Consider the following 15,487-nt stretch of genomic DNA (forward strand, 5'->3'; position numbering starts at 1 on the left):
TGAGTTTTACTTTTTACTTTTTACTTTTTACTAAAAAATCTACTTCACTTTAAAACGCAAACCCGCATAAATCATTTGTCCAAAAACAGGTGCGTACACCACACTACTATCAAAGTTTATTCCAAAAGGATTATTCGCTCCTACGATAGCTGTTTTTTGTTTATAATTCCCTAAATTTTCCACACCGGTATACATTTCAAAAGTGGATGAAAAGGTACGGGTAATTTGTGAATTCATCACCACAAAAGCTGGCGAAAAATCAGGCAACTGAGCTGCTGTATTAGGCAATTGCTGTTTCCCTGTCCAGTTCAAGGTAAAATCAAACTTCCATTGTTGCCCTTTGTCTTTAATATGAGTTTCAAATTCTAAATTGGTAAAGAAACGATGTTTAGCCTGTAACGGTCGTTGCATTGTTCCTGATTGAAAATCCGTTTGAATATCATAATACTTATAGGCCGAGCGAAAATTCAAATGTTTGATGATTTCCGTATTAAACTCCACTTGCAAGCTATTGGCAAACGAATTTCCTTTCAAATTATAAAAATTAACCTCTTGAGCCGATTGCACGACATCAACCACCACTTGATTTTGGAAATCGGTACGATAAAAATCGACTGCAACATCAGATTGCATTCCGAATAATCTGAATTTTTGTAAAAAACCAAAACCGTAATTCCAGGCAATTTCAGGATTTAATCCATAAATTTTCCCGTTAGTATCTAGTATATTAAAATTTCTATTGCTCCCTAAAAACGCTTGATTTTCCGCAAAAATATTTGCTGAACGCTTACCTCTACCGGCTGAAAAACGCAATACTGCATCTTTCCAAGGATTATAACGACCATGCAAACGAGGCGTCACAAAGAAACCTAAACGATTATGCAAATCTGCACGACCTCCTAAAATAATACTAAAGTTATCGGCATTATCATACGTATATTCAAAAAATGCCCCCACGGAGTTATCTCTGCGACTCACATCATTGGAAAAAACAAATTCATTATAATCGTCCGAAGTAAAATTTAATCCTGTAGCAAACTTATTGAGCGTATTATCAATAATCGAATTAAAAATCAGGTTCGAATAAAAGCTATTTTGCTTGATCTTATACGTACGTAAACCAAAATAAGAATCCTGCTGATGCGAACTGAAAGCATTTTGAAAACCGATACTTTGATACGGCATATCTTTCCAAACATACCCTATTTTAGACGAAAAATCGAAACGGTCCGTCATAATTTCAGAACCCCATTTTTGAGTGGTAAGTTTATCCGTATTAGGATTAAAAGTCATTTCACCTGTTTGCTTTTCATCACGCATAAAACGAGCGTTAAAAAATCCTACCCATCCTTTTTCAGGATTAGCATATTGCCAACGGTTCATCACGTTGATTTGACGTCCTAAGGGATTATCTAAAAAGCCATCGTCATTCATATCTTTTTTAGCCACTCGCATATTGCCATGCGCTAACAAAGTGGTAGCCCAATGCGGATTCACTTTCTGCGTGACATGAGTATTCAATTCAAAACGTGAATCGGTTGAACCATAAAAATTTAAATAGAACGGAATTTCTTTGGCAGGCTTTAACAATTCCGTATTAATTTGTCCCGAAATACTTTCATAGCCATTAATCACATTTCCAGCACCTTTGGTAATTTGAATACTTTCCACCCAAGTCCCAGGCGTAAAAGAAAGTCCGTACACTTGAGAAGCGCCACGAACCGAAGGAATATTTTCTTCAGCTATCAACAAATAAGGTGAGGTCAGGCCGAGCATCTTTATCTGTTTCGTACCAGTTAATGCATCCGAAAAGTTAACATCTATGGAAGGATTGGTTTCAAAACTTTCGGCTAAATTACAACAGGCCGCTTTGAGCAATTCTTTACTTGACAAAACTGTCGTATTAGTAGCTTTGATAAGCGATTTTTGGATTTTTCCTCTTTTAGCTTCCACTTTTATAGCTTGCAAGGTATCTTGCTTTTGCGCTACTAAGGGCACAGCTACTAAGAACAAAATCCCTATAAAATAAGATTTCATTTTTATAAATAATTAGTAAAACAATAAGAAATGGAGTCGAAACTCCCAAAGGGTTTTAACTAATTATAGAATCGTAAAATAAATATTGCGAATAGAGTTTGTACCGTGGTGGTGCGTGCGTCTCACAGAAATACGCTGGCGCATCTGTCCCCTTTTTTTCAGTTACTGGGATTGTAGTAAAAGTTGTTCGCCATGATTCTGCCAACACAAAAAAAGGTAAATCCAACTGAATCGTTTTCAATAATACTTGCTCGGTGGTAGTTTTTTTTATGTCTACTTTACTGTTTTCACAACAACTTTCGTGTGTATCAGCAACCGCACAACAAGATTTTTCAACTTTTACCTCACAAGTTTTTTCTTCTAAACAAGGTTCAGCAACTTGATAGTTAAATGAAATTCCAGAAATTTTTCCTTCACAATAATGCACATTGAATGCCAAGCCAGTATTGGAGACCAAAACCAGTATGGCTAATAAAACATTTATGTGTATTTTAAATTTCATTGTCGCAAAAGTAAATAATTAAAACTAATAGATATGCTAATTATTTGTTAATCGAAATCAAACTGCTGACCTATAAAAGGCAATTCACAAAACACCCCATACTTTTCTTCAATTTTTTCTTTTAGAACCTTTAAAGCATTGGTTTCCCCGTGCACTAAAAATATTTTTTCTGGTTTGGGGTCAATCTCTGACAACCACAATAACAAATCTTCTTGATCTCCATGCGCAGATAAACCTTCCAATTCAACTATTTTCGCTTCAACGGGATAATAATGACCATAAATCTTTATTTCTTTAACGCCTTCTATTAATTTTCTTCCACGGGTTCCCTCGGCTTGAAAACCTACTATAACCACTGTATTTTTGGAACTTGAAATATATTTTTCCAAATAACTTAATACCCTCCCCCCTGTAACCATACCACTAGCCGCAATTACTACCTTAGGAAAATCATTAGCAATAGTCTCCATGGTCTCTTCAAAATCCGTTACCAATTCAAACATACTACACATCGCATCACACTCTTGTAAATCCAACTTGTGCCATTTTTTATTTTCTGTAAAAAGATCTATCACTTTAATTCCCATAGGTGTATCAATGATATAGGGTATTTCTGGTATACGACCTTGCTTTTTTAATTGCCATATTAAATACATAATGGTTTGGGCACGTTCTACAGCAAAACTTGGTATTACCACAGTTCCTCCACGGGCAATTGTTTCATTAATACAATCCTCTAAATCTTCTAAAGGCACACTATCAGGATGCAAACGATCACCATAAGTACTTTCAAGAAAAACACAATCTGCTTTACGGGGTTTTATAGGCGGATACATCAAATCATCATTATCTCTTCCTATATCACCCGAAAAAACTAAGGTTTTACCTTCTAATTGCAATGCTATAGAACATGCCCCTAAAATATGTCCAGCGTAGAAAAAACGAGCAGAAATTTCGGCATCTAAATTCACCTCGGTTTCAAGTTGAATTACCCGAAAAAAAGGAAAAACCCGTTCTGCATCTTGCACAGTATATAAAGGTTCTGCGGGATGGTGCTTTGAAAATTGCTCTCTATTTGCTTTTTCCGCTTCTTCTTCTTGAATTTTAGCAGAATCTAACAAGATTAATTGAGCAATTGATTTCGTAGGTCTCGTGCAATATATTTTCCCTTCAAACCCTTGCATGACCAATCGAGGTAACCATCCACAATGATCCAAATGTCCATGAGTAAGCAATACATAATCTATACTTGATGGCAAAACACTTAGCGACTCCCAATTGAGCTGACGCGTTTCCTTACTACCTTGAAACAATCCACAATCAATTAATATTCGAATCCCATTAGATTCAATCAATGTCTTTGACCCCGTAACCGTTCCAGCTGCTCCAAAAAACTGTATTTTCATAGTGTTTATTTTAAATTACACAATCCTTTTACTTCCCCTTCAATTCTATTAAACCGCAATGGACTAATTCCAACAACATCCAAAATTGACTTAGCACCGATTAGTTGATTAACCACAATAATGTCTCGCATCATTAAAGCCTCTTTTTCTTCAATAGACAAAGAAGTCAAACAAGTTATAGGATACAATCCCGAATCGTCTATTTTTTTTTTCAATCCATTTCCTGAGGGGTAATCCCAACTTAACAATTCTAAACCATAGTACTTAGAAAAAATAATAGCGTCCTCAGAAAATCGTGTGTTAGTCACTATCAAACAGGAGTCAATATAATCCGAGTTAGAAAAAATGGAGTAAACATTGCCTTTTAAATCATTAAAACGAGACAAAATGTACATGGGTACTTTAACATCAGTTGTTGATTCTCTGATTGAATGGAATTTACATTCTACAATGCTAATTTGATGTTTCTTTTGAATTACTAAATCAATTTCATGAGTCACACTCTTACCTTGAAGTAGCAGGTTACCATGCGTATGATAACCTAAATAATCAAAAAGACGTGAAACATATTTTTCAAAATAAAAACCTGCTGGACCTAACATTTCAAGTCCCGAACGCAAATTATACCTAGCGGCATCACAACGTTTATGTTTTTTTAATTCCTCGAATGCTCTGGTATAAATCTGTTTAGTCGTTATCCCATCAAAAAGACTTTTTTGAACTGAAGCAACAATTGCTGCTACAATATCTTTTTCCGCTCCTGACTTTAAAAGTGAAAGACGAAGTTTTTCAATATCGAACTCAACCACTTCTCCTGAATGCTTAGTTACTTTCATCTTTAAATCACTTACAACCATAAAGTTAAGCAATTATTTACACTTAAAAACATTAGATAAAAATTAGTTTGCTTTGAAGCTACATTTTGCGGGTATAAATTTTACTTTATAATATAAGCAAGTGCAGAACCAGTCTTAAAATCATGTTTCATCGTTTAAATGACGCAGTCACTAACCTTATTACAATAATCTACAAAAAAACACGCCCGTAAGCGTGTTTTGTTTTTATACCCTTTTATTTTATCGTAACGCAAAGTCAGGAGACATTCGCGTAGCATACGCATCTTAAAATAATGGCTCAGACTTAGGAGAGCTGGGGTGACGGGTTTTTATCTAAATAAATCTATAATATCCAAAATACTATCTAAACTAAAATACGATTCTTTTTTTAGTTTAGAAAAAGACTTCTGTCCTATCACTTCTTTTACTTCGTTGTCTTTACCTAAAAAATCCAAATAAATAGTTTTTGAAGATTTAGAATTTAAACCATACAATCCATTCCCTAGTTCATCAAAAATCAAGTTTGCTTTATTATCTTCTAAGACGATTTTATTTTCTAGGTTATATAACCTAACCATTTCACCATCAATTTCAATTTCTTTTACTTTATACTTAAATTTTAAATATATTTTATATGCCTTATAAAACAAGAGAAAAGTAAATATAAAACTTAAAAAGTTAAATCCTATAAAAGACAAAAATATAGATATTAAAAAAAATAACACCGTTATTAAATATTGAAAAAAACTTATTTTAGTTGTAACATTAAATTTATATGTCATATTTTAATTTTTAAGTTCTGTTTGCTTATCTTCAATTTTGTTATCATTTACCGTTGTTGTTCCTCCTTTATTTTCTGGATATTTGACTGTAGTTTTATTTGTCTGCTCAATTCGATCTCCTTTATTGTTTGAAGCTTCAAAATATGAAATAATATCAACACCTGTTTCAGTTTCAATAAATTCAATTTTAGCTTTCAAACTTGTAATATCGCTTATTTTGCTATTTGCATCTGCTACAAAGACATCATAAGAAGCTTGAGCTGAAAGGTTTACAGCTTCAGTGAAATTTTTACTAATTTTAGCAGCACCTCTATACCTAGTAAAGAGAGAACTCCCTTTAGCTGTCAATTTGTAAAAACCAGCTGCCAAATTTGAGGAAATATCTATCGCTTCCCCTGTATAATAGCCAATATCGCCAGCATACGGAGTACCTTTGGCTTCTAAGTCATTACCAGCCATTTGTAGTATGTTATTTGAATTATCAAATCTTGGGTCGCTTTTACCTTTATGAGCAAGTGCTATTTTTCCAATTCCATAACCAGTCTGAGCTACTCCATATGTAATTGCAACTGCGACATTCGCGTAGCATACGCATCTTAAAATAATGGCTCAGACTTAGAAGAGCTGGGGGGGGGGGTATCTCCTTATTCTTTAAACATCTTCTTCGCCCTAAACATAACGGTATCTATTTTTATATATCTTGATCTTGGTTCCCCCATTGCTGTCATACCTCCATTCAATGTAAAAGGATAATATACGGAATCATTTTTAATCACAAAAATACGTTCAAGTGTACCAAAAGGAATCTCTGCTTTTCTCTTATTTGAACTAATTATAAACTTCTGTGGTATAAAAACTGTTAAAAATGGATTGTGATATTTATACTCAACTTTACAATCACCTTTGGCATTTATGTTTGCACATTCACTAAATGGAGGAAGATAATTGGTATTATTCCTATTAACATAATCATACAATTTATTAAATTCCGCTTGTACTTCTTTGGGAAGTCGAATAAATTCCATTTCTGCAAAGTCACTATCTCCTTCTTGACAAGAAAGTAAATGAAACAAACAAAATATAATAACTAATCTACTTCTTACTCTTTTTATCATTATTCTCTTCTTTTTTCAACACAGAACTAGCTGCTTTATACCATATATCCGCATTTTTATCATATTGCCCTAAATGATTACCCCAATCACTAGGATGCCAACCAGAATACTGGTCTTCATATTCAACTCTGTAATCTGCATCAGGTTAAACTCTTTGGCAGAAGCAAATGGCATTGCTACAATCCCCCAAATGTAATGATCAGTTCCAGCTGATAAAGTGTTGCCTAAACTTGCCATCAAATCTAATTTAGAATCAATTTGAACTATATTAATGTTTTTCTGAGCATCAGATGAAAACTCATAAGCTTTATTCCTGTCAGGACCATCAATTACAGGTGTATTAACCATAAGTAAATTAATTGTAGGTAATTTATCTAGTTTACCAAACTTAACCAATCCTTGTAAATGGCTGTACACGTCATTTGTAGCAACTCGAGCTACATTACCACCGTGACTGTGTCCTCCTATCACTATCCCTTTTCCAATATACTTCCCATTTACTATGTTTCTTTCTATATCAGGAATTATTTTTTCTCTTGCCAATCTATGACCTTCAGAAATTCTCCCTCCACCTAAGGATTTATTCATACTATTATCCCCACTCCACATACTCCCTGACCAAGCTAATGACTTAAATCCTCCGAAATCATTTTTCAAATTATTAGATAATTTAGGCCCGAAATATATGTTGGCATCCCAATCTGTACCAGTGCCGTGAAGCATATAAGCCTCCAAGCCTTCTAATTCTATTGCATCCATAATTCTATTTTCAGAGAATACATATGGTGAATTATGAGGGTATTTTTTCTCTAAAGGATCTGTCGAGAAGAAACGTCCAACACGCGGGTCGTGCATTCTAAAAGTATAGTTCTACGAATTCCCTTCACCCTTTAATTCATCATCTTTCTCCATACCATTAAACCCGTAACGATATGAAGATGAGCTACCGTGACGATTTGGTACTAAGCTACCAAAAGGGTAGTAATCCTACAACAACGTAATACAAATATACAAAAAGAGCTTACATCACTGTAAGCTCTTTTTATATTTAAGACAGATAATTTTAGTTAAATTGTGCTCTGTTATCTTCAATATCAGCATCACGCTTTAACAAATAGAATAATCTACCTGTAGCGGAACCTTTCGACTGACCGTTTACTCTTGAAACGATGTCTTTTACATCTTTAGCTACTGGAGCTTTAGCTGTTGCTTTCACTTTAATTTTGAAAACCCCTGAATTTCCAGCAATCGTTTGAGAAACTACACCTGGTTTTAAAGAGAAAGCTGCTCCTACTACTTTTGGCTCTGGACCTACAGATTCGATAAATGAACCCGCTGCAGTTACATCTTTAACCGCTTTTACAGGAGTTCCTGTAGCTTTAGCCACAGCTTCTAGAGTAGTACCGGTCATTTTAGCTTCTAGCATTTTAGCTTTTTTCTCATTTCTTAATTTGTAACCGAACATGTTTTTAGCATCTTCGATAGCCATTAAGCCAGTATCGTTAATTGATTTTACTCTTGCAATAATGTGACCTGCTGGTGTTTGAAAACGTTTTACATCATCCTTATCAGCTGTAAATGCCCAACGAACAATTTCTCTTTGAGGTCCTACACCTTGAATATTTTCATCTAAAACCATTACTCTTGCAGCTGGTGCTACTGTCATTTTTTCTGCTTTAGCAGCCGCTTCAAATCCTTTTTCGTTAGCTAAGATTTCAAATTTAGATGCTTTAGTAAATGCAGCATCACTTGTTGCTTCAGAAGGTAAGATTTTTTGAGCAATAGTTGCCATACGGATACCGTCTTGCTTATCTGTAACTTGAATTACATGGTAACCAAATTCAGTTTCTATAACTCCAATTTTACCTACAGGATTACCGAACACAAAGTTCTCGAAGTTTTTAGTCATTTGACCTTTTGAAAAATATCCTAAATCACCACCTTGTTGTTTCGAATTATCGTCTGAGTTAGTCATTGCTAACATTGCAAATGCACTAGGATTAGCTTGTGCTTGCGCTAATAAAGCATTAGCCTTAGCTTGCGCTTCTTCTTTAGTTCTGTTAGCTTGTGGACCAGCTGAACCTTTGAATGACAATAAGATATGGCTCGCTTTAGCATTGATTCCTGCCTCTTTTCCTAAAGATTTAGAAATACAGTAGTATTGACCAAACACATAAGGACCATAAGTAGCACCTTGTGGGGTGTTGAATAAAGCTTCAGCATGATCAATAGGTAAATCTTTTTTAGCAATGTATGTAGAATCGTATTTGATATCAGAGTTAGCATTAACAAAGCCAATCACATCAGTAGTGTTACGGAAACCAGCAACAGTATCATTTTTACCTGTTTTAGCATTGTACACTACAGAAGCATTCATTAAAGCATTTACTTTATCTTTAACTGTTTTTTCATCAGCTGCAGACGGTTTATCTTCAACCATTACATACTCAATTTCACGAGAAGGTTCCGCTTTGTACTTTTTCTCATTCTTTTTCATGTATGCAATTACTTCGTCGTCAGTCAATTCAACTTTTTTATCTTCGATAGTAGAATAAGGTACAGAAACTAAATCGAAAGTAACTTTATTATTTTCTAAAGCATATTGGAATTTTCCTTCCGCTTGAGTAGTGTAGAAACCACCTTTAACCATACTATTGTACATTTGCTCTTTAGCAAATTGTGCAATTTGTTTTTCATAGTTTAACCACTGATTCCAAGATGCAGGTTGTTTTTTCATAGAGTTTAAGAACTCGTTGAATTTAGCCTTGTCAAATTTTCCAGCGGCATTTAAAAACTGTGGATTTTGAGCAAATTGCGGATCTTCTTTGATTACGTTGATTAATTGATCGTCACCTATACGTAAGCCGGTTTTTTCAAACTGCTCGTCAAGAAGTACTCTTTTAATCTCTTGTTCCCATACACCATTTCCAGCTTGGGTTAATGAAACACCTTGCTGACTTTTTTGCATAGCATCAACTTTGTTTCTAAAATCTTCAAATGAAATATCAACACCATTAATAGTTCCAGCATTTCTTGAAGCAAATAAAGAACTTCCTTTGTCAATTAATGCACCAATTACAAATGCAAATAACGACAATCCGATTATTGTAGCTACCAATAAAGAACGCTGTCTGATTTTTGATAAAACTGCCATTTTTATAATTAATTTTTTAATTCAGATGGCGAAAATACAATTATCTATGAAATAATAAAATAAGTTCGCTTTTATTTTAAATTAAAGTTTAAATTTTTATTGATTATTATTTTTGGGATCATATTTTTTAGCAAATTTTCTACGAAAGAAGAACATTGCTACAGCACCCATTCCTAAAATCAAACTCAAATAAGGAGTATCTGTCCCTGAATTCATTTTTGAATAGGCATCAAAGAATAAAAATCCTGCTGCAATTAAGTACGCATATTGCGTGTATTTCATGTATGTCATATTTTATATTTTATGTTTTACAAACTATAATTTCCTTGAATTTGCTGGGTATCCAAAAAGTCAAAATTCTTACTAAAATCAATTCCAACTCCGTTAATAACACTCCCTCGATCTGTAAACCTAAAAGGTTTTTCCGTAAAAAACCATTCGTTTTTTTGATCGTAATACAACTGCTCTGTTTCTAATCGTTTCCCATCATAAGTAGAAATAATCACTTGATTTTTCAACTCAAATAAGGAAGTAGCCGCATAAGAAACCGCATATTTAGCTGTTACAAAATTTTTATTCCCATTTTCATCATAAAAGGTCAAATTCAATCCTTGTGGAAATTCATTAAAAGGAAATTCAGTGGTTGAAAAATCTAACATTTCAGGTGAAATTAAAACCGCTTTAATTTTCCCTGAATCCGTGTATTTCAAATTAAAATCTTTTGCCACCCCAGTAGGATTAATTTCTTTTAAATTAATTTTCCTTACTTCATTCAAACTATTTTCACAAGAAATAAAAAAAAGTGAAGCCGTAAGAAACAGCCACACTTTTACCACTAATATATTGTTGTTTTTTTTAGTCATACTTACGTTTAACAAACCATCTGTCACTAAAAGTTAACCCTACTGAAAGATTGGTATAATTTTCCTGAAGCAAACCATTTACTGTTGTTCCTTTCTTACCAAATTCTACTCCAAAATTCAAATTTGAAAACCCATTTCCAAATGGCAAACCTAAACCTAGTGTAAAAGCTTTATCCTTAATAGATTCACCTTTAATTACTAATCCAGAGTTTTCATAACGCACTCCAGCTCTATAGGTTACTCTACTCAAATAATTAGTATATGAATTATACTTTGGTGTATAATAACCTCCTAAAATAATTTTAGAAGAAGCTTCAAAATACGGATTTAAGTCAGCGCCAGCAACAGTTCCTTGCATCAAATCACCAGCAGAACGGAATTGAGACTCAAAACCTACATACCATTTTTTATCTAAACCAACACCTGAGCCAAAAGATAGCACCGCCTGATTTCTTAAATTAAGTCTATTTTCAACATTAAAACGAGGATCTGTCGAATTTGTCTCTGTACCATTTAACGTTGAAAAAACACCTTGATTAACTTTATAGTCTGAAGTCAACGATAAAGGCATTAAATAATACACCGAACTTACTAAATCATACTTAGCAATTTTAGTCTTAAAATAAGTACTTAGTTTAAAATTAGTTCCCGACAATTGTCCTGTTTTCTTCTCAAAAGTACCATTAGCATTTTCTGAATTACTAACTACAGCCTGTTTTTCAAATTTTCCAAAATCGTAATTAAACTCCGCTCCCACAGAAAACTTCTTATTCAACTGATATCCAGCAGCCACAAAAGAACGATTCAAACCTCCAGAACCTATTGCTCTTGTATTTAGGCCATTTGCTACATTATCTATCTTATACCCTATACTGGTATACGGATACAACCCTAAACTAACCACTAATTTTCCTGCTGGAAAAGCCATTGCAAAATAATCGACAGTCGTACGCTGAGTTTTTTCTGCAACCGAGCCTGATACTAAATCACTAAAAGCAAATGTTCCCCCAACCGTTAAACTACTTAGTTTTAACGAGGTTAGTGCCGCTGGGTTTTGAATATTAATATTAATACTATCATTCAAAACACTCATCCCTCCCATTGAGCGGTTTTCAGCTGTACCTTTAAACTTAATTTCTCCAATTCCATGAGCCGAGTATGCAGAAGCAGTACCCTCTTGTGCTTGATTATGTAATGAGAAAAGAAAAAAACTTCCTAAAATTATTTTTTTAAACATTGCCAATTTGATATTGATATAATTTACTCAAACTCTCCACTAAGAAATTTGAATTGGCAAATATGGTATTTTTTAATCGTTTAGCCAAAAAATTAGCATCCCCACCCGTTAAAATTATGATAAAGTTTTCGCGTGCTCCTTTCAAGTGATCAATATAACCATCAATTTCAAAAGTCAAACCATTTACAACCCCCGAATGCATAGCTAAACTAGTTGTATCACCAATTAACACTTCAACCTCTTGCAAAGTCAGTAACGGCAATTTTGCCGTGTATGCATGCATGGCTTCGTATCTAAGACGTAACCCTGGCGAAATTGCCCCACCGTGATACACATCATTACTATCTACAAAATCATAAGTTACACAGGTTCCTGCATCAATAATCAATCGATTTTTTTGAGGAAACTGCAAAACTGCACCAGCCGCTATAACCATTCTATCTATTCCCAATGTTTGAGGTGTAGCGTATTTATTTAGAAATGGAAATTTCAAATCTCGAGTAATGACATGAATATTTACAACTTTTCGAAGCTCCATTAATGTATCTTCCTTTAGATTACCCACACTAGAAAGCACCATTTCCTTGATTTTTGAATATTTTTTTAAAATTTTTTCAATTTCTTCTAAAAAAAATTCAACATTAAAAACAAGCAACTCCGTCAACGTATCTTTCTCGTAAACAGCCGCTTTAACTCTAGTATTTCCTACATCAACTATTAAAACCATCTGCAATTAAGTCTTTTTACAAAGATACAAAGAGATTATTTTAAAAAAATATTTTGCAGAAACGAAAAACACGCCTATATTTGCATCCGCATTCGAGAAGCAGTGATGCTTTAAGAAATGGTACCTTAGCTCAGTTGGTAGAGCAACGGACTGAAAATCCGTGTGTCCCTGGTTCGATTCCTGGAGGTACCACAAATCACGAAAGTGATTACGTTCAAAAAAAAAAAAAAAAAAAAAAAAAATTATTGGTACCTTAGCTCAGTTGGTAGAGCAACGGACTGAAAATCCGTGTGTCCCTGGTTCGATTCCTGGAGGTACCACAAATCACAAAAGTGATTACGTTCAAAAAATTAATGGTACCTTAGCTCAGTTGGTAGAGCAACGGACTGAAAATCCGTGTGTCCCTGGTTCGATTCCTGGAGGTACCACTTAAAAACCGCTTAGAAGCGGTTTTTTTTGTGCCTTTTGGGAAAGCAATCGAAACTTAAAATCTGATACCGTTTTCATTTTTGAATTTTCCTTTTAAAAAAGAACAATTCTTCCCCCCTATAGTCCCCTCAAGGGGACACTGATCAAAATTATGCTATTGTACTACAAATAATATTTTTCATAAGACATTTGAATTTTGGTAATTTTAAAGTTAAAATGGCATAAAAAAACCCTTTAACCAAAAGCTAAAGAGTCTTTCTATTTTAAAACCTAATTTTACAAGTCTTTAATCACAAATTCACTTCTTCTATTCAACTCATGTTGTTCTTCGTTACATGATTCCTCAGTAGTACATTTAATTATAGGTTGAGATTCACCATATCCTTTTGAAGAAATACGATTCGGATCTATGCCTTTATCTATAAAATAACCCCTAGTGGCTCTTGCTCTATTTTCTGAAAGAATAAGATTATAAGTTCTCCCACCACGAATGTCGGTATGTGAACCTATTTCTACTTTCATATCTGGATACTTATTCATCATAGCGATTACTTTATCCAAAACGGGTTTCGATTCGCGACGGATGTACCACAAATCATAATCAAAATAGATAGGCTCTGTTTTGATTAATAATTTATCTTGTTCTTCAACTACATCTTTTTCATTTTTCAACAGCTCTTTGACTCTTGCTTTTTTCTTTAATTCATTTTCCTTCAATTTAGCATCCGCTAACTGTTTTTCTTTTTCTAACGCTAACTGCTGAGCTTCTGCTTCTGCTTTAGCCTTGTTTTGTTGGGCAATTAAATTTTCTTCATTAATTTTTGCCAAAGTTTTCAATGCGAAGTCAACACTATTTATCTTATTGCGCTCTTTTTGTAGAAATATACTCTTTTCAATTTCATTGTAATCTGCTTTCGAAGCCTTTATTTTAAATCCTTTTTCACAAGGTACTTTAAAATTGTATTTACCCGATTCAGACACTTCTACCGAATCAACTACCACAGAAGTATATGCATCAATTAAAGTTACCTTAGCTTTATCTAATGGCAATTTTGTACTCTCATCTGTGACTACACCAGCTATATATTGCATACAATCTTCTACAACCAATGGCTTTAATTGTGTAATAGCATAAATATCATCACTTCCTTTTCCTCCTTTTCTGTTAGAAGAAAAATAACCCTTTTGAGTATCTGAATTGATATAAAATGCAAAATCATCAGTACCTGAATTTAAAGGCAGACCTACATTTACTGGTTGTGTAAAACCATTTTTGGTGACTTCTGAAACAAAAACATCCAGCGATCCAAACCCAAGATGTCCATTAGACGAAAAATATAGTTTATTGTCATTAGCCAAAAATGGAAATTGCTCCCTTCTGGAAGTATTAATAGAAGGTCCTAAATTTTTAGGATCTCCCCATGCCCCTTCATTATAATCAATTTCATAGAGATCGTAAGAACCAAATCCACCTGGCATATCAGAACTAAAATACATTTTTCTACCATCAGGACTTAAAGCAGGATGTGCAATAGAGTAATTAGGATTATTAAATGGTAACGCTTTTATATTTGCCCATTTACCATTGACCAATTCAGCTTGATAGATATATAAAACAGAAACCTTCTTTTCGTTTTTCGCTCTTTTCCCACTTGGCTTAGTGAAATTTCTTGTAAAGTAAACCGTTTTACCATCCGTAGTAAAAACAGCGGAAGCTTCATGCATAACTGAGTTCAATTCACTTGAAAAATCAACCGCTAGTGAATCTTTCTTATCACTATTTGCAATTGGAATTGACAGTAAATTCAGATAGGTTTCATTGTTCCATTTGTACTTTTTATCCAATGCATTAGGATTGCTTTTAGCACCCGCATAAATCAAATGATTCCCAAAAACCACTCCTCCAAATTCTGATTTATCAGTATTAATTTCTAAGTTTTGCAAACTATAACGTTCCCCTATGGCGGTAACATTCTCAAGAATAACTAAATCACGGGTGTATTTATCAGCAATAGCCTGATCTCCTTTATTCTTATAAAAATTCAGCATTACTTCATTCGCTTCGGCAAAACTAGAAGTAGCTTTCAAGGTTTGCGAAAATCGGAAATAATACTCCTCATCTAATTCTTTACCGAAATTCTTAATAAAGAATCGATAGTAGCGTTGTGCGCTTTTTAAATCATTGGTATAAAAATAGGCATCTGCTAAATTTCGAACAACTTCTTTTGAGGTATTCTCTTTTACTATTTTTTCATATAAAGGGATAGCTTCGCTATAATAAGTACGTTCAAAAAAACGATTAGCGCGTTCCATATCACCCTCTTGCGCACATATGGATTGCACAGAAAGCCATAAAACGAAGAAGTATATTATTTTTCTCATCGGTCAAAAAATTAATT

Annotated in this window: 14 protein-coding genes and 3 tRNA genes; 3 read left to right on the top strand and 14 right to left on the bottom strand. The window is 33.9% G+C overall.

Annotated features, from left to right (window positions below; all coding sequences use genetic code 11):
- Positions 1-39: 39 nt before the first annotated feature.
- The 13 genes from ACQY29_RS01165 to ACQY29_RS01225 form a co-directional block, all read right to left on the bottom strand.
- Positions 40-2,037: a TonB-dependent receptor plug domain-containing protein gene (locus tag ACQY29_RS01165; RefSeq protein ID WP_428223437.1), complete on the bottom strand. Its 1,998-nt coding sequence runs from the start codon at positions 2,035-2,037 to the stop codon at positions 40-42.
- Positions 2,038-2,092: 55 nt separating this feature from the next.
- Positions 2,093-2,539 (bottom strand): HYC_CC_PP family protein, encoded by a 447-nt coding sequence (locus ACQY29_RS01170; protein WP_428223438.1) that lies wholly within the window; start codon positions 2,537-2,539, stop codon positions 2,093-2,095.
- A gap of 47 nt (positions 2,540-2,586) precedes the next feature.
- Positions 2,587-3,945 carry an MBL fold metallo-hydrolase RNA specificity domain-containing protein gene (locus ACQY29_RS01175; protein WP_428223439.1) on the bottom strand — a complete coding sequence of 453 codons (1,359 nt, stop codon included), beginning with the start codon at positions 3,943-3,945 and terminating at the stop codon, positions 2,587-2,589.
- A gap of 5 nt (positions 3,946-3,950) precedes the next feature.
- On the bottom strand, positions 3,951-4,781 hold the full coding sequence (locus tag ACQY29_RS01180) for an ATP cone domain-containing protein (protein ID WP_428223440.1): 831 nt from the start codon (positions 4,779-4,781) through the stop codon (positions 3,951-3,953).
- 329 nt (positions 4,782-5,110) lie between these two features.
- Positions 5,111-5,563: a hypothetical protein gene (locus tag ACQY29_RS01185; RefSeq protein ID WP_428223441.1), complete on the bottom strand. Its 453-nt coding sequence runs from the start codon at positions 5,561-5,563 to the stop codon at positions 5,111-5,113.
- Positions 5,564-5,566: 3 nt separating this feature from the next.
- Positions 5,567-6,022: a hypothetical protein gene (locus ACQY29_RS01190; RefSeq protein WP_428223442.1), complete on the bottom strand. Its 456-nt coding sequence runs from the start codon at positions 6,020-6,022 to the stop codon at positions 5,567-5,569.
- A gap of 185 nt (positions 6,023-6,207) precedes the next feature.
- Positions 6,208-6,678, bottom strand: coding sequence for a hypothetical protein (locus tag ACQY29_RS01195; protein ID WP_428223443.1), 471 nt, complete (start codon positions 6,676-6,678; stop codon positions 6,208-6,210).
- Positions 6,679-6,747: 69 nt separating this feature from the next.
- Positions 6,748-7,533, bottom strand: coding sequence for a hypothetical protein (locus ACQY29_RS01200; protein WP_428223444.1), 786 nt, complete (start codon positions 7,531-7,533; stop codon positions 6,748-6,750).
- Between the two features lie 208 nt (positions 7,534-7,741).
- Positions 7,742-9,832: a peptidylprolyl isomerase gene (locus ACQY29_RS01205; protein ID WP_428223445.1), complete on the bottom strand. Its 2,091-nt coding sequence runs from the start codon at positions 9,830-9,832 to the stop codon at positions 7,742-7,744.
- A 96-nt stretch (positions 9,833-9,928) separates the two neighbouring features.
- The gene (locus ACQY29_RS01210) at positions 9,929-10,114 is read right to left on the bottom strand and encodes a hypothetical protein (RefSeq protein ID WP_428223446.1); all 186 of its coding nucleotides are present in this window, start codon (positions 10,112-10,114) and stop codon (positions 9,929-9,931) included.
- Positions 10,115-10,140: 26 nt separating this feature from the next.
- A complete protein-coding gene (gene lptC, locus ACQY29_RS01215; RefSeq protein WP_428223447.1) occupies positions 10,141-10,695 on the bottom strand; it encodes an LPS export ABC transporter periplasmic protein LptC in 555 nt (184 codons plus the stop codon).
- Entirely contained in the window at positions 10,688-11,932 is a 1,245-nt protein-coding gene (locus ACQY29_RS01220; RefSeq protein ID WP_428223448.1) for a hypothetical protein, read from the bottom strand. Before ACQY29_RS01220 ends, lptC begins: the two co-directional genes overlap by 8 nt.
- Positions 11,925-12,659, bottom strand: a complete 735-nt coding sequence (locus tag ACQY29_RS01225) for a type III pantothenate kinase (protein WP_428223449.1) — start codon at positions 12,657-12,659, stop codon at positions 11,925-11,927. Before ACQY29_RS01225 ends, ACQY29_RS01220 begins: the two co-directional genes overlap by 8 nt.
- Positions 12,660-12,778: 119 nt before the next feature.
- On the opposite strand from ACQY29_RS01225, the gene ACQY29_RS01230 reads away from it, so the two are divergent.
- The 3 genes from ACQY29_RS01230 (at position 12,779) to ACQY29_RS01240 (ending at position 13,087) form a co-directional block, all read left to right on the top strand.
- A tRNA-Phe gene (locus ACQY29_RS01230) sits at positions 12,779-12,851 on the top strand.
- A 55-nt stretch (positions 12,852-12,906) separates the two neighbouring features.
- A tRNA-Phe gene (locus ACQY29_RS01235) sits at positions 12,907-12,979 on the top strand.
- 35 nt (positions 12,980-13,014) lie between these two features.
- Positions 13,015-13,087 (top strand) — tRNA-Phe (locus tag ACQY29_RS01240).
- A 277-nt stretch (positions 13,088-13,364) separates the two neighbouring features.
- Here the strand turns inward: ACQY29_RS01240 and ACQY29_RS01245 are convergent.
- Positions 13,365-15,470, bottom strand: coding sequence for an OmpA family protein (locus tag ACQY29_RS01245; RefSeq protein ID WP_428223450.1), 2,106 nt, complete (start codon positions 15,468-15,470; stop codon positions 13,365-13,367).
- Positions 15,471-15,487 lie beyond the last annotated feature (17 nt).

Source organism: Flavobacterium sp. (genome assembly GCF_965262375.1).
GTDB lineage: Bacteria > Bacteroidota > Bacteroidia > Flavobacteriales > Flavobacteriaceae > Flavobacterium.

Excerpts from the sequence above, each read along its gene's own strand:
- ACQY29_RS01170 (WP_428223438.1), bottom strand. The coding sequence starts at position 2,539 with ATGAAATTTAAAATACACATAAATGTTTTATTAGCCATACTGGTTTTG.
- ACQY29_RS01195 (WP_428223443.1), bottom strand. The coding sequence starts at position 6,678 with ATGATAAAAAGAGTAAGAAGTAGATTAGTTATTATATTTTGTTTGTTT.
- ACQY29_RS01225 (WP_428223449.1), bottom strand. The coding sequence starts at position 12,659 with ATGGTTTTAATAGTTGATGTAGGAAATACTAGAGTTAAAGCGGCTGTT.
- ACQY29_RS01210 (WP_428223446.1), bottom strand. The coding sequence starts at position 10,114 with ATGAAATACACGCAATATGCGTACTTAATTGCAGCAGGATTTTTATTC.
- ACQY29_RS01200 (WP_428223444.1), bottom strand. The coding sequence starts at position 7,533 with ATGCACGACCCGCGTGTTGGACGTTTCTTCTCGACAGATCCTTTAGAG.
- ACQY29_RS01185 (WP_428223441.1), bottom strand. The coding sequence starts at position 5,563 with ATGACATATAAATTTAATGTTACAACTAAAATAAGTTTTTTTCAATAT.
- ACQY29_RS01205 (WP_428223445.1), bottom strand. The coding sequence starts at position 9,832 with ATGGCAGTTTTATCAAAAATCAGACAGCGTTCTTTATTGGTAGCTACA.
- ACQY29_RS01165 (WP_428223437.1), bottom strand. The coding sequence starts at position 2,037 with ATGAAATCTTATTTTATAGGGATTTTGTTCTTAGTAGCTGTGCCCTTA.
- ACQY29_RS01245 (WP_428223450.1), bottom strand. The coding sequence starts at position 15,470 with ATGAGAAAAATAATATACTTCTTCGTTTTATGGCTTTCTGTGCAATCC.
- ACQY29_RS01220 (WP_428223448.1), bottom strand. The coding sequence starts at position 11,932 with ATGTTTAAAAAAATAATTTTAGGAAGTTTTTTTCTTTTCTCATTACAT.
- ACQY29_RS01180 (WP_428223440.1), bottom strand. The coding sequence starts at position 4,781 with ATGAAAGTAACTAAGCATTCAGGAGAAGTGGTTGAGTTCGATATTGAA.
- ACQY29_RS01175 (WP_428223439.1), bottom strand. The coding sequence starts at position 3,945 with ATGAAAATACAGTTTTTTGGAGCAGCTGGAACGGTTACGGGGTCAAAG.
- ACQY29_RS01190 (WP_428223442.1), bottom strand. The coding sequence starts at position 6,022 with ATGGCTGGTAATGACTTAGAAGCCAAAGGTACTCCGTATGCTGGCGAT.
- lptC (WP_428223447.1), bottom strand. The coding sequence starts at position 10,695 with ATGACTAAAAAAAACAACAATATATTAGTGGTAAAAGTGTGGCTGTTT.